The 14,467-nt window shown below is 59.7% G+C and carries 13 protein-coding genes; 5 read left to right on the top strand and 8 right to left on the bottom strand.

Going from position 1 to position 14,467, the window contains the following annotated elements; translation table 11 throughout:
• Positions 1-205 precede the first annotated feature (205 nt).
• The 3 genes from GOW72_RS10795 to GOW72_RS10785 all read left to right on the top strand — a co-directional run bounded on the left by GOW72_RS10795 (position 206) and on the right by GOW72_RS10785 (position 2,502).
• Positions 206-1,096 carry an NAD(P)-dependent oxidoreductase gene (locus tag GOW72_RS10795; RefSeq protein ID WP_170366860.1) on the top strand — a complete coding sequence of 297 codons (891 nt, stop codon included), beginning with the start codon at positions 206-208 and terminating at the stop codon, positions 1,094-1,096.
• Between the two features lie 11 nt (positions 1,097-1,107).
• Entirely contained in the window at positions 1,108-1,971 is an 864-nt protein-coding gene (locus GOW72_RS10790; protein WP_170357457.1) for a sugar phosphate isomerase/epimerase family protein, read from the top strand.
• Positions 1,972-2,082: 111 nt separating this feature from the next.
• Positions 2,083-2,502 carry a secondary thiamine-phosphate synthase enzyme YjbQ gene (locus tag GOW72_RS10785; protein ID WP_170366859.1) on the top strand — a complete coding sequence of 140 codons (420 nt, stop codon included), beginning with the start codon at positions 2,083-2,085 and terminating at the stop codon, positions 2,500-2,502.
• A gap of 30 nt (positions 2,503-2,532) precedes the next feature.
• On the opposite strand, the gene GOW72_RS10780 is transcribed toward GOW72_RS10785, so the two are convergent.
• The 8 genes from GOW72_RS10780 to GOW72_RS10745 all read right to left on the bottom strand — a co-directional run bounded on the left by GOW72_RS10780 (position 2,533) and on the right by GOW72_RS10745 (position 11,485).
• Positions 2,533-3,303, bottom strand: a complete 771-nt coding sequence (locus tag GOW72_RS10780; RefSeq protein WP_093961700.1) for an SDR family oxidoreductase — start codon at positions 3,301-3,303, stop codon at positions 2,533-2,535.
• Positions 3,300-4,340: a zinc-dependent alcohol dehydrogenase gene (locus tag GOW72_RS10775; protein WP_170366858.1), complete on the bottom strand. Its 1,041-nt coding sequence runs from the start codon at positions 4,338-4,340 to the stop codon at positions 3,300-3,302. Before GOW72_RS10775 ends, GOW72_RS10780 begins: the two co-directional genes overlap by 4 nt.
• Positions 4,337-5,437 carry an enolase C-terminal domain-like protein gene (locus tag GOW72_RS10770; RefSeq protein WP_170366857.1) on the bottom strand — a complete coding sequence of 367 codons (1,101 nt, stop codon included), beginning with the start codon at positions 5,435-5,437 and terminating at the stop codon, positions 4,337-4,339. Before GOW72_RS10770 ends, GOW72_RS10775 begins: the two co-directional genes overlap by 4 nt.
• Entirely contained in the window at positions 5,434-6,432 is a 999-nt protein-coding gene (locus GOW72_RS10765; protein WP_170357453.1) for an ABC transporter permease, read from the bottom strand. Before GOW72_RS10765 ends, GOW72_RS10770 begins: the two co-directional genes overlap by 4 nt.
• A 3-nt stretch (positions 6,433-6,435) precedes the next feature.
• Positions 6,436-7,413 carry an ABC transporter permease gene (locus tag GOW72_RS10760; RefSeq protein WP_170339851.1) on the bottom strand — a complete coding sequence of 326 codons (978 nt, stop codon included), beginning with the start codon at positions 7,411-7,413 and terminating at the stop codon, positions 6,436-6,438.
• Positions 7,398-8,933, bottom strand: a complete 1,536-nt coding sequence (locus GOW72_RS10755) for a sugar ABC transporter ATP-binding protein (protein ID WP_244952397.1) — start codon at positions 8,931-8,933, stop codon at positions 7,398-7,400. Before GOW72_RS10755 ends, GOW72_RS10760 begins: the two co-directional genes overlap by 16 nt.
• 67 nt (positions 8,934-9,000) lie before the next feature.
• Positions 9,001-9,975 (bottom strand): ABC transporter substrate-binding protein, encoded by a 975-nt coding sequence (locus GOW72_RS10750; protein ID WP_170363761.1) that lies wholly within the window; start codon positions 9,973-9,975, stop codon positions 9,001-9,003.
• 55 nt (positions 9,976-10,030) lie between these two features.
• Positions 10,031-11,485, bottom strand: coding sequence for an aldehyde dehydrogenase family protein (locus GOW72_RS10745; protein ID WP_217358150.1), 1,455 nt, complete (start codon positions 11,483-11,485; stop codon positions 10,031-10,033).
• 178 nt (positions 11,486-11,663) lie between these two features.
• On the opposite strand from GOW72_RS10745, the gene GOW72_RS10740 reads away from it, so the two are divergent.
• A complete protein-coding gene (locus GOW72_RS10740) occupies positions 11,664-12,764 on the top strand; it encodes a LacI family DNA-binding transcriptional regulator (protein WP_244952396.1) in 1,101 nt (366 codons plus the stop codon).
• A 10-nt stretch (positions 12,765-12,774) separates the two neighbouring features.
• Positions 12,775-14,412, top strand: coding sequence for a GMC family oxidoreductase (locus GOW72_RS10735; protein ID WP_170366856.1), 1,638 nt, complete (start codon positions 12,775-12,777; stop codon positions 14,410-14,412).
• The last annotated feature ends 55 nt before the right edge of the window (positions 14,413-14,467 follow it).

Here is a 14,467-nt window from a genome sequence, read left to right as displayed (position 1 = left end):
TTCTTTCCGCCGCACCACTTCTTTGCTTGCCTGAACGCCGCATTCTTCGTTTACTTACGGTACGTAAACGGGCAGCGGGGTGTCTTCCGGACTCGCCCGACGTCTGTTCAAGACGCGTGAAACTCCCGCGAAAACCGATGCCTTGAGGCATCAATTTTCGAAACGTCTGCCAGACGGCAAAGACGGAAGAACGGGAGGAGTCCAAATGAAAACTGCAGGCGTAATCGGTCTAGGCGACATGGGCAGCGGCCTTGCCCAGAACCTGATCAAGAATGGCTTTGAAACATCTGGTTTCGACTTGAGTGAGACGCGTATGACGGCATTTACCGACATGGGCGGCCTGCCTAAGGACAGCGTGGGACAGGTCGGCCGTCATGCCGCCAGCGTGTTTGTCATGGTGATGAACGGAGATCAGGCCCGCGATGTCATTCTGGGTGAAGACGGACTGGTTGCGAACATGGCCGAAGGCGGAACGGTCATCCTGTCGGCGACCATTACCCCGGCCGAAGCAAGCGCGATCGGGCAAGACATGGAAGGTTCGGGCATCCACCTGATCGACACTCCGGTCTCGGGTGGGTTTCCCGGCGCGCAGAACGGCACATTGACGATGATGGCTGCCGGTGCTGCGGATGTGCTGGACCGAAATGCCGAAGTCATGCAGGCAGTGTCGGCAACCATTCATCGGGTCGGAGAAAACGCCGGCGACGGCCAAACCGTGAAAGCCTGCCTGCAGTCCCTTATCGGATCGATCTTTTCCGCGACGTTCGAGGCTGCGGCCCTGGCGGCCAAAGCCGGTGTCAGCGGTCAAGCATTGCTTGACGTGTTCTCATCCTCCAGCGCTGGGTGCGGTGTCGTGAACACCGCCCTTGAAAACATCATTGATCGCAAGTTCGAAGCCACTGGCAGCCATATCGCAACAATGCACAAGGACCTGACGATCTCGCTGGCCCTGGCCGGTGCGTTGGGCGTTCCAATGCACACAGCATCATCCGCAATGCAGATCTTTCACGCCGGAAAAACCAAATACCCGAACGGCGACAACTGGGTGTGTACCCGCGTCATCGAAGAGATCGTTGGCGCAGAATTGCATCGCTGAGGGGGCCGGACATGAAATTAGGTGTAATTTGCGACGGCATTTCCCGCGATCTGCGGCATGCCGTGGACGTGATGGACGAATTCGGTCTGGACTATGCAGAACTTCAGTTCGTAGGCGACACCGAGGTCGGGGACCATTCCCCGCAGGAAATTGCCGAGATCGACGCGCTCTTGCGCGACCGGGGCAAGCCTGTGTCCTGTCTGTCGCGCCATATCTTCGCGGGGATGACAGCTGCCAACAGGCCCGGTGACGAGCTGCACACCCGACACATGGACGCCTTGAAACGCGTGATCGACATGGCGCATGTCGTGGGGTCTCCGCTGGTTCGGATCATGACCCAACGAAAAGAGCAGATACTCTGGGGAAAAAACGGCGCCGAGAAGTGGAACGTCGCGCATGGGGTATGGGACTCGATGCCACCGCTGATCGCGCCGGCGGTTGAACTGGCCCGGGCTGAGGGCGTGACGCTTGTCGTGGAAACCGGAAACGGCACGCTGGTCAATTCCAACTATACCGCCCGCAAACTGATCGACGAGTTGGATGCAAAGGATGCGTTGAAAGTTCTTTGGGACCCCGGAAACAACTGCTGGTGCCATGAACTGGCATACCCGGACGGTTACGAAGAACTGCGCGGCGGCTATCTGGGGCACATTCACATCAAGGACGTAAAGGTCGATACACCGCGGGCAACGCTGGAAGTGCGCCGCATGGGGGAAGGTCAGCTTGCGCCTCTGTTCCAACCCATCGCGGACGCGCTCCGATCCGACGGCTATGAAGGCGTGATTTCCTTCGAAAGCGTTTATCATCCCGGCAACGGAAATTTCGAAGATGGGTTTCGTCTGTGCATAGACAAGTTCAAAAGCCTGTTTGCATGAATGAAAGCTCTAGAGTGTTACAAATCAGATACTTAAGCCTCCAAGTTGAATGCCGAATGGGGCGCGGAAAGCTGGGCACACTCCCGCAAAATCAAGGAAAGGATCTGATGGATGAAGCAAGAGTTTTTTGAATTGTCCATTGAAACGCCCGACAAATCCCTGACCGACATCAGCGGGGTGGTTCAGCGTGCGGTTTCCGAACATGAGTTTGTCTCGGGCCTGCTGACCCTTTGGTGCGTCCACACTGGTGCTGCGCTGTTGGTGCAGGCCAATGCCGATCCCGAGGTGGTCAGGGATATTGAGACGTTCTTCGAAGAACTGGTCCCCAAGTCACCGGGCAAGTATCACCACCGCCCGAGCGAAGACGACAACGCGCCATCGCATCTGCGGGCGCTGTTGACGCAAACGCAGGTGTCGATCCCGGTCGAACAGGGGCAGCTTCCGCTTGGCCGCGTTCAAAGCCTGTACCTGTTCGAACATCGCGAGGCACCAAAGACGCGGCGATTGAAGGTTCACTACATCGGGACTTGAGGCCTTGGCTCACATGGAAAGTTGACGGCGCTACCGCCCCATCCAACCCCCGTCGACAACAAGGATTTCACCGTTGACGTAGTCCGACGCTGCAGAAGCCAAAAAGACTACAGGTCCGGCAAAATCACCAGGCGTACCCCAACGGCCTTGGGGTGTTCGTTCCAGAATCGACTTTGATCGGACCGGATCGTCCTGCAGGGCTTGGGTGTTGTCGGTCGCGATGTAGCCGGGGGCGATTGCATTCACGTTCACACCCTGCCCGGCCCACTCATTGGCCAGGGCCTTCGTCAGCTGTCCGATACCACCTTTCGAGGCCGCATATCCGGGAACGGTGATGCCGCCCTGAAACGTCAGCAGCGATGCGGTGAAGATGATCTTCCCCGAGCCGCGCGCCAGCATGTCCTTGCCGATCTCGCGGGACAGAACAAACTGCGAGGACAGGTTGACCTCAATCACTTCGTCCCACCAGTCGTCCGGGTGTTCGGCAGCAGGTTTGCGTTTGATCGTACCGGCATTGTTGACAAGGATATCAGGAGTTTGTCCGTCGGCCCTCAACTGATCAATGAACCCATGCAACGCGGAGCGGTCCGAGAAGTCGCATTGGTAAGCCCGGAAACTGCGCCCCATCGCCGTGACGGCTTTTTCGACCTCTGACCCGGACAGTTCAAGCGAGGCCGACACTCCGATGATATCAGCTCCGGCCGATGCCAATGCCTCGGCCATACCGCGCCCGATGCCGCGTTTGCACCCGGTCACAAGGGCCGTTTTCCCCGTCAGGTCGAAACTTTGCAAAACACTCATGAACGCGGTCCTACTTCGATCAGGCTTTTCATTGCGGTTGGGCTGCGATCCAGTGCTTCGAACGCGGCCTGAATGTCTGCCAGAGGGCTGACATCAGTGATCACGACATCCGCGTCCACTCCGCCCGAGGCGACAACTGCGATCGCCTTATCGTAATCCTCCGGCTCATAGACCCGAGCACCGATCAGTTGCAGCTCTCGCCAGAAGAATTGGAACAGGTCGATCTGGGGCTTTTGAGCATGAATCGCGACCATCACGATCCGGGCCCGCGTCGCGGCAACGGCGGTCATCGCATCAACACCGGGCTGCGTTCCCGATACCTCGAAAACCACATCCGCCCCTTTGTCGCCCGTGCGCGCGTTGATTGTGGACACCAGATCAGTCTCGGTTGGGTTGATCGTATCAAAGCCAAGTTTTTCTGCGATCGCCAGACGGTTCGGATTCACTTCGGAAATCACGACGTTTCCGCCCGCGTCCCGCGCAACCATGGCAACCAGGATGCCGATCGGGCCACCGCCGATGACGACGACGTCCTCGCCAGGCTGCAGTCCAGACAGCCGCACATCGTGGCAAGCAACGGCGACCGGCTCGATCAGCGCCGCGTGATCCATGCGCAAGTCATCCGGTAGAACGTGCAAGGTGTGGGCCGGAACGGTCCAGATCTCTTGCATGGCACCATCGGTATCGAGGCCGAGAAACTTGAGGTTCTGGCAGATATGCTGATGCCCCCGTTTGCAGGCCGGGCATTCGCCGCAGTGATCAAGCGGTCGGACCACGACCTTCTGGCCGGGTTTTACAGTATCGACGCCCGCGCCCACCGCTTCGACGACACCGGACATCTCGTGCCCGATTACCCGGTTCAGGCCGACACGGGCATCCATGTTGCCGTGGTAGACATGCATATCCGTCCCGCATATCCCGCAATACGCAACGCGAATGGCGGCCTCGCCAGCGCCCGGAGCCGTCGCCTGGGCCTGTTCCACGGCAAAGCTCTTGTTGCCCCTGTAATACGCCGCAGAGATCGTCTGGGTCGTCATGTATGCATCTCCCTGTGTTCCGCATTCAGTTTGTCCCAGTCGAATTCCACTCCGGTCCCCGGCGTATCCGGGGCCACGGCCAGGCAGTCTTCCACGACCAGCGGACGGGTCGTGTACTGGTCTATCGGGAATGAGTGTACTTCCAGCCAACCCGCATTGGGTTGCGCAGAAACAAGGCTGACGTGCAGCTCCTGCATGCCATGGCTACAAACCGGAATGCCGTGCTGGGCGCTCAGCGCGGCCACACGCAGCCAGCCGGTGATCCCGCCACAGTTTGAGGCATCGGGCTGGATGAAACTCAGCTTCGCATCATCGAAGGCGTACTCGAATTCGTGAATCGTGTGCAGGTTTTCACCCATGGCAAGGGGCACGCCCGTGGTTTCGGCAATTCGGCCATAGCCTTTGTAGTCGTCTGGAATTGTTGGTTCCTCGAACCACAGGATATCGCAATCGGCGAACCCTCGGGCTGCCACGATGGCCTGCTCGACGCTCATGGAGTAATTCGCGTCGACCATGAAGAACCGGTCCGGCCCCAGCATTTCGCGCACCGCCCGGGCCCGCGCCAGATCATCGGCCAGATCCGGTTGCCCAACCTTGATCTTGACCGCGTTGAACCCACGCGCAAGGTAGCCTTCGGTCTGGCGTAGCAGTTTCTCCAACGAGAAATTCAGGTCGATCCCGCCGGCGTAGGCCTTGCACCGTTTGGACGCTCCGCCGGCCATTTGCCACAGCGGTGCATTCTGCCTTCTGCCACGAATGTCCCAAAGGGCAATATCCACGGCCGAGATGGCGAACGATGCGATCCCACCCCGCGCCACATAGTGTACGTGCCACTGCATGGCATCGTACAGGCTTTCGATCTGTTCGGCGTCTTGTCCAACCAGGAATGGCGCAAGGTCATGCTGGATCATCGCCAGAATGGCATGACCGCCCTTGCCGCCCGTATAGGTATACCCAACCCCCTCGACCCCATCCGTCGTTTGAATGGTGACGGTGATCAATTGAAAGAACGTGTGATCCCCGTGTTTGGCATCGACCAGGACTTCGGCGAGCGGGACGTTGAACAGCCGCGCTGAAACACTTTCTATGCGATTCACGAACCCAAGACCTTCTGCTGCCTGGCAATAACCCGAGACTGTAAAAGGATGACCGCAAAAAGAAAGCCTCCACGTATGACCATCTGCCAATAGGCGCTGAAACTGATGGTGCCCTGACCGTTTTCAAAGTTCAGAACGTTGAACACCAGACCCAGCAAAAGCGCTCCGGCCACGGTTGCAGGGATCGACCCCATCCCACCTGTCAACAAGGTGCCGCCCACAACGACGGACGCGATGGCCGACAATTCCCATCCGATGCCCTCAAGGGGTTGTCCTGCTCCAAATCCCGAGGCCAGAAAGACGCCAGCCAGCCCGGCACAGCCACCCGAAAGCAGGTAGACGAAAGCCTTGGCGCGGTTCACCTTCAGACCCATGAGGTTCGAGGCATCCTCGCTGCCACCGATCGCCAAGACGGTCCGCCCGATGGTTGTTCTTTCCAGCACCAGCCAAAGTGCCAGCGTCAGTCCGGCCACGATGACGATTGCCCATGGAAACAGGCCGAACGCCTGCCCCATGCCAAGCTTGGTGAAATTCGACCCCCAATCGACCGAAATTGTCTGGGCGCCCGAAATCACCAATGCGCCGCCTTTTGCGGCCAGCATGGTGGCCAGCGTGGCGATGAAAGGCGGGATGCGAAGGACGATGATGCAAAAGGCGTTGATCGCTCCGAAACCAATCCCGGCAAGCACGGCCCCTGGCAGGGCAACCTGAATCCCGTATGGGCTGAGATAAGCCGCAACGACCGACGTAAAGGCCGCCACGGATCCAACCGACAGATCAATCCCGCCGGTCATGATCACGAAGCACATGCCCAGCGCAATCGCGATGAACATCGCGTTGTAGTTCAGGAAAGACGAGAAGTTGTAGGCGCTGCCAAAGTTGTCATAGCGCATCAGCCCGAACAGAATCAAAGCCAGCAGTGCGATCCACACCGTCACCGAGGCCGAATTGCGCCGAAGGTACTTTCGCAGGTCAAAAGCCGTTTCATCCAACATCGATCAAGCCCTCCGGAACTGCTGGACCCAAACGGCCAGGATTATGATGACGGCTTTGGCGATCAGTGCAACTTCGTCCTCTACCCCGTTGGCCAACAATGTATATTTGACCAGCTGGATGATCACGGCACCCAGAATGGCGCCAAAGATCGGCGCCCGCCCGCCTTGCAAAAGAGCCCCGCCAACGACAGCGGCCGCGATGGCATCAAGCTCCATCAGATTGCCGTTGCGCGCGGCGTCCGAGGCCGAGTTGATCGCAACCACGATCAGACCGGCCAGGCCTGCAAGCACCGCGCAGATGACATAGGCCCCGATCTTGACCCGCCGGACGGGACCACCCGCCAGATAGGCCGCACGTTCATTGCCGCCGATCGCCAGCAGGTAGCGGCCCCAAGTGGTTCTGGTGATCACCCAAAACAGCACACAGGCAATCGCCAGCGCCAGCCACCCCTGGAACGGCAAGCCAAGCACCTTGCCGGTTCCAAGATAACTGAATGAAGGGTTGGAAAATGTCTGCAGGTTCCCGTTCGTCAAGACTTGGGCAATACCCCGACCAGAGATGAAGAGAATGAGCGTCGCAACGATGGGCTGCACGTTCAACACAGCAACCATCACGCCGTTGAATACCCCGCATAAACCCGCGACGAGCAGCGGCAGGACAATGGCCAAAGTGACGCCAAGCATCGGATTGGCGGCGCCCAGATCCGACAGAAAGATCAGTGGAGCCAGCGCCCCGGCCAAAGCCATGACCGCGCCAACCGACAGATCGATCCCACCCGTGGCGATGACCAGCGTCATGCCCATGGCCACGATGGCGATCGTGGCAACCTGACTGATATTCACGAACAGGGTCTGCAGCTGCAGGAAATTTGGGGTGAAAAACGCATTGAACACCAGCAGGGCGACCAACGCGGCGATGCCGCCATGAAAGCGGAAGGGCATCGATGCGACCCGTTGCGGCAACTTCATTGCGCGGTCCATGAACCAGTTCCTTCTTCATGATGCGCAAGCGCGCGCACCAGTATATTCTCGGTAATCCCGGGGTTGGTCAGTTCCTTGACCGAGCGCCCCTCGTGCATGACCACGATGCGGTCAGCGCCTTCCACCAGTTCTTCGAATTCCGAACTGATGAGGACAACGCCGAACCCCTTTTCGACATAAGACCGAATGAAAGATTGGATCTCTCGCTTGGCGCCGACATCCACGCCTCGGGTCGGCTCGTCGAGTATCAGGATGTCGGGCTGTGTCGCCAGCCAACGGGCAAGAAGCACCTTCTGCTGGTTGCCGCCGGACAACTCGCGAATGGGTTGGTCCATATGCGCCGCCTTGATGCCCAGGTCGTCGATGAAGGCCTGAACGATCTCGCGCTCGCGGGCAAAGTCGATCTGACCACGGCTGGCCAGTTTCGGCAGCAGGGCCAGCGTCATGTTCTCGCGCACGGACATGTCAGGAATGATCCCTTCGGCCTTGCGATCTTCGGTCAGAAAGCCGACCCCGTTTGCGATCGCGTCACCCGGTCCGGACGGTTGCCCGACCGCACCGTGCAGCTCGATTGCGCCGCTGCGGGCCCCGTCCACACCGAACAACGCGCGCGCAGCCTCTGTCCGGCCAGAGCCCAGAAGCCCGCCCAGCCCAACGATCTCCCCGCGGTGGAGCGTGAGGTCGAAATGCGTCAGTCGCGGGCCTGTCGAGACAGAGACAGCCCGCAAAACGATATCGCCTTTCTTGGCCTTGGCGCCGGCGAAGTCCGTAAGCCCGTCTGCCGCGATCTCGTCCTTGTTGCGGCCCAGCATGTCCGCGATCATTTCCAGTTTGGTCGTGTCCTGCACGTTGCGCGTGCTGACTGTGCGGCCGTCTCGCATCGTTGTGACCCGGTCGCAGATCTGGAACAGCTCATCGAGAAAATGCGAGACATACAGGACGGAAACGCCCTGTTTCTTTAACTCGCGCACCACACCGAACAGAACCTCGACCTCGCTGGCATCCAATGACGAGGTGGGTTCGTCCATGATGACCAGCTTTGCGTCCAATGACACAGCCCGCGCAATCGCAACCAACTGCTGGATCGCTGTCGAGAAATTTCCCAGCGGCTCGGTCACGTCGATATCTATGCCAAAGCGCGCAAGAACCTCGCGTGCGCGCCTGTTGCCTTCGCGCCAGTCGACCAGAAAGCCAAGACGTTTGGGCTCGTACCCCATGATGATGTTCTCGGTCACTGACCGCAGCGGCACCAGGTTGAGCTCTTGATAGATCGTGGCAATTCCGGATTCCTGCGCTTCGCGCGGAGTGGAGATGCGGCTCGGCACACCCGCCAGATGCACGTCGCCGGCATCCCGGTCGTAAACTCCGGTCAGGACCTTGATCATCGTCGATTTGCCGGCACCGTTCTGACCGATCAGCGCATGAACTTCGCCCGGTGCGATCTCCAGGCTGGCCTGGCTGAGTGCCGGTACGCCGGCAAAGGACTTTTCAATTCCCGACATCGAGACGAGCGCATTCATGAGATGTCTTCCTCCGATTGCTTGCAGGCGGCGCCGACCACAGGCCAGCACCACCCACCAGGGAGAATCAATAGGCTTCGTCGATGTGATCGGCCGCGTTGTCCTTGGTAAAGATGCGATCTTCGACTTTCACCCATTCCGGGATCGCCTCGCCAGCCGCGTATTTCTTCATGACTTCACAGGCCAGTGGGCCGAAGAAGGGCGAGCTTTCGACGGTGACGCCCATCTTGCCGTCGATGATGGCTTGTAGCGCATCGCGTGTCCCGTCGATCGAAACGATGGTCACGTCCTCGCCGGGCTTGCGGCCCGCCAGTTCCAGAGCCTGGATCGCGCCGATCGCCATCTCGTCATTGTGGGCGTAGACCACGTTCACGTCGGGATGCGCCTGCAGAAGGGTTTCCATCACCTGACGACCCAGGTCGCGCGCAAAGTCCCCGGTCTGAGAGGCCACGATCTCAAAACGGTCATCCGCTGCGATCGCGTCGTCGAAGCCCTTTTTGCGGTCATTTGCAGGCGAGGACCCTGTCGTGCCTTCCAACTGGACGATGATGCCTTTGTCGCCCTCGAAATTCTCCATCAGCCATTGCGCGGCCCGGTTGCCCTGATCAATGAAGTCCGACCCCAGGAAGGCCACGAAATGTTCGCCCGGCTTGGCGACGGCTGGATCAACCGAGCGGTCCACCAGAAAGGTCGGAATGCCGGCGGCACGAGCCTTCATAACGGCCGGGATCAGCGGCTTTTCTTCCCGCGGGGGCAGGAACAGGACGTCGATGCCTTGCGCGATCATGCTGTCCACATCCGCAACCTGCTTGGCCGCAGATCCGGCCGCATCCGTCGCGATAAGATCCCAGCCGCAGGCCTCTGCCGTGTCATGGAACGATTTCGTCTCGGCAATGCGCCAGGGATTGTTCGACTCCATCTGCGCAAAGCCGACCTTGTAGCGATCTTTCTGCTCAAGCGGCGGCAGATCCTGTGCCATCGCCGTGGTGCCCAACAGCGCACCTGCGACAACCGTCGAGATCAAAAGAGTTCTTCGTTTCATGGTTATTCCTCCTCCATTGGTGCGGTCGCCTCCGTTTTGACCGCGAGTTTTCAGGTCATGCCCAATTCATGTAAGTCGTCTGTTTCCTCAGATAGCCATCGAAGCCATAGGCGCCGTCTTCGCCCCCAACCCCGGACAGCCCCCAACCTGTGTGAAACCCCTGCACGGCTTCGCCGTTCGAACGGTTCAGGTACAGTTCGCCGAACTTCAAACGGCTCGGGGCCTCCATCAATCGGCGGTGCGATGCCGTAAAGAGATAGGCGGACAGCCCGAATGACGTGTCATTCGCCAAGGCTATCGCCTGATCAAAATCATCGACTCGCATGGCTGTCGCCACGGGACCAAAGACCTCCTCCTGCATCGCGGCATTGCCGTTGTCGGAGACCTCAAGAACGGTCGGGGACATCCAGTGCCCTTTGCCGTGCGCGCCGTCCGTCAAAGGCCCACCTTCGAGATGCACCGTGGCACCCTCTGCGATGCTGCGTTGGATGATTTCGGCGACCTTGGTCACTTCGACCTTGCTGACTTTGGGCCCTAGGTCGCAGTCCTCCATCGGATCCCCGATCGACAATGCGCGGGCTGCCGACACGAATTTTTCCAAGAACTGGTCGGCAATGTCGCGATGGAGATACATACGCTCGTTGCAGGTGCAGATCTGGCCGCAATTGGCAAACCGGGCGGCAATGGCGGCCGAAACGGCGGCGTCAACATCCGCATCCTCCATCACGATGAACGGAGCTTTGCCTCCAAGCTCGAGCCGGACAACCTTGATCCGGTCGGCCGCTGTGCGAAAAATCTCTTTCCCGGCGCGCGTGCTGCCGGTCATCGTGATCAGTGACGTATCGGGGTGTTCGACCAGCCGCTGCCCAACCACCGGCCCCTTCCCCGTCAGAACATTCAGAACGCCGGGCGGAAAGCCGACCTTGTCCGCAAGCTCGGCAACCGCGAGACCGGACAGCGGCGTGATTTCATGTCCTAACAAAACAACGGTGTTGCCCGCGACCAGCGCTGGCCCGATTTTTCTGGCGGCCAATGCCAAGGGATAGTTCCAGGCCGTCAGCGCAACGACAACACCATAGGGATGGCGCCGAATCTGGATTTCTTCGGACCTGTTGTCCGAGGCCACTATGTCACCCGAAATCCGCCGGGCCTCTTCTGCTGCATGGCACAGAAAGGTGACGGCAGCATCCACTTCACCTCGGGCTTGCGAGATCGGCTTGCCCTGCTCGGCTGTGATCAAAGCAGCCAGACGCGCGGCGTCGGCCCGGATGGCCTCGGCGAGCCCTCGGACCATTTGCGCCCGCTCGATCGCCGGGCGCGCAGACCACGCGCCAAAAGCCCCGCGGGCCGCCTCGACCGCCGCATCGGCATGCATGGCACCACCATCTGGAACCTGTGCTACGATCTCTTCATTTGCAGGGTTTTCGACATCGACCGCGTCCGCGTCAAAGTCGGCAAAGCGGCCATCGATGAACATCGAATGGCGAACGACTTGACCCAACTCCCCCACTACAGACCGCAATTTCGCCTCCCGCACTTGCTCGGCCAGACCACAATGGCGACCGCACCGCCGATCAAAACACTAATAATATTATTTCGTCAACACTAATATTAATTATCACCTACTAATATTAGTTGCGCACCCTCCGCATAGTCGATAAAAAGGATGCGAGCAAAAAGGTTGAGCGATGAACGATCAAGCGAACAAAGCCGGGCAGCACAGGGGTGTAGGACGAGTCGCGGGCCGGCAGCGCGTGACGATGCACGACATTGCGCGCGTCGCCGGGTGTTCGCAGACGACAGTATCGCTGGTTCTCAACAAGAATGATTCCGTCAAGATCTCCGAGGATACCAAGCAACGGGTCCTGGATGCCGCCAACACGCTTGGATACGCCATGCCCTCTCAACTCAGGAAACCCCAGGACAGCGCGCGCCGGCCCGCGGCTCTGGACGGAACCATAGCTTTCGTCGTGGATGATCTGGCGTCGAGCCCCGAGATGGTAAACGCGTTCAACGGCGTGAAACAGGCCGTTCGGGACACCGGAAATCTTGTGTTACTGGCCGAGACACAAAACGACCCCGAGGTCGAGCCCAGAACGCTGAGGTATTTCCTCGACCAACAGGTTGCAGGCATCATCTACGCGACCGTTTTTACGCGGCGGGTGGTCGTGCCGGATATCCTCAGGCAGACGGCCACCCCGGTTCTGCTGTTGAACTGCTTCTGCGACGACCTCTCTTTTCCTGCGGTGATCCCCGGCGAAGTCGCTGCCGGACATACGGCGACCAACGCCCTGATCAAGGCCGGGCACAAACGAATTGCCACCATCACCGGCGAGCCGTTCATGGAATGCGCCGCCGGGCGTACGACCGGGTACAGAAACGCCCTGGCTTCCGCCGACATCCCATTTGACGAGGACTTGGTCATCGAGGGCAACTGGCTGCCCAGCGCAGGCTACGCCGCCACGCGGGAATTGATGGACCTGCCCTCTCCGCCAACCGCCATTTTCTGCCAGAATGACCGCATGGCCATCGGCTGCTATGAGGCTCTCAAGGAACTTGGCCTGTCCATCCCCGAGGACATTTCAGTCATCGGATTTGACGATGACGAAACCGCGCGACACCTGTCGCCGCCCCTGACTTCGATGATCCTTCCCACCCGGGCGATGGGACGCTGGGTCGTCGAACAGCTGTTCCATGGACCGACGGACGGTCAGCGGCATCCACTCGTGAAGCTGGAATGCGAACTGGTCGAGCGCGACTCGATCAGCGAGCCCAAACGCCGGACCTGAAGGCGAAATCATGACGGAAACCTTCGATCACATCGTCATCGGCGGCGGCTCGGCCGGCGCCGCGGCAGCAGCGCGGCTGGTCAACAAAGGCAAGTGCAGGGTTCTGGTACTGGAGGCGGGGCATTCGCATCGCCATCCGCTGCTGGATATGCCGCCGGGTATCTTCAAGATGATCAACGGGTCCAAGTTCATGACCTACCACCAGACCGAACCGCAGGACCACCTGGACGGCCGCGTGCATGACATTCCGCAGGCCAACGTGCTGGGCGGCGGGTCGTCGGTGAATGCGCAGGTCTATATGCGCGGTCGGCCTTCCGACTATGACGCATGGAACGACCTGCTGAGACAGACCAACGACGGGGTCGGCTGGGGATGGGATGATGTGCTGCCTTATTTCCGCAGGATGGAAGGCAACAACAGGCTGCACAACGACCTGCATGGCAGCGACGGTCCGGTGCAGGTCTCGGATCCGGGGCATATCGACGACATGTCCCGTTGGTTCGTTCAGTCGGTGCAGGCCCTTGGCGAACCATTCAACACGGACTTCAACGGCGCATCGCAGCGCGGCGTCGGGTTCTATCAGTTCACCAATCGCGCCGGGAAGCGCAGCTCGTCAGCTTACGCTTTCCTCGCTCCACTTGAGGCGAACCCGAATTTGACCGTCCGGTTGGGCGCAAAGGTCAGCAAAGTCATCATCGAAAACGACCGGGCCGTCGGCGTGCAGTTTCGAGACAAACGCGGGTCCCACACCGTCCGATGTGATGGTGAGGTTGTGCTTGCGGCTGGCGCCCTCGTCACGCCGAAAATTCTAATGCTGTCGGGTATCGGACCGGATGCACATCTTGCTGAACACGATATTCCCGTGGTCTGCCCATTGCCCGGGGTCGGCCAAAACCTGATCGACCACCCCGAAGTTCCGATCACCGCCTTTGCCAATGGCCCTTACGGATATTTCAAACAAGGTGAGGGCTGGCGGATGCTGCGCAACGGCATCCAGTTCAAGCTGTTCGGCAGCGGCCCGGTGACGTCGGCCGGGGTAGAAGCCGGCGCGTTCGTCAATCCGTCGAACCCTGATGGAGAACCGACCATTCAGGCCTTTTGCGTTCCCATCGTCTATCTGGATCGCGACGCGCTTGACGAGGTGCAGGATGACTTTGGACTGACCGTCACAACCGTCGTGGTCAAACCGAAATCACGCGGAGAGGTTCGGCTTCGCTCGGCAGACCCCGACGCCATGCCAGTAGTTTCGCCGAACCTTCTGAAGCATGAAGACGATATGCAGGAGATGATCCGGGGGCAGCGTTTCTTTCGTCGGGCATTCACCTCGGGCCCGCTTGCGCAAAGGATCCGCGAAATCGTGATTCCGACGGCGGACGACGACCGGACGCTGCGAGCACACTGCAAACGGTTCGTGAAAACCAACTATCACCCGGCGGGCACTGCCAGAATGGGCAGGGACGGTGATCGAATGGCCGTGCTGGACCCCAGAATGCGCGTGCGCGGAATCGAGGGCTTGCGGGTGTGCGACATGTCCGCCGTGCCGGACATCAACGCCGGCAATACAAACGCACCCGCCATGATGCTGGGCGATCGATGCGCTGACCTGATCCTTGGCATTGGATCAGCACGTGAAGAACGCAATTCCTAGCCCAAGCTGCGGGGCCGCTGTCGGTTGATCCGATTTCCGGCGCAATGATATGCCC

The sequence above is a fragment of the Ruegeria arenilitoris genome (assembly GCF_013032855.1).
Classification (GTDB): Bacteria; Pseudomonadota; Alphaproteobacteria; order Rhodobacterales; family Rhodobacteraceae; genus Ruegeria; species Ruegeria arenilitoris.
This window is presented reverse-complemented; position numbering and strand designations above follow the sequence as displayed.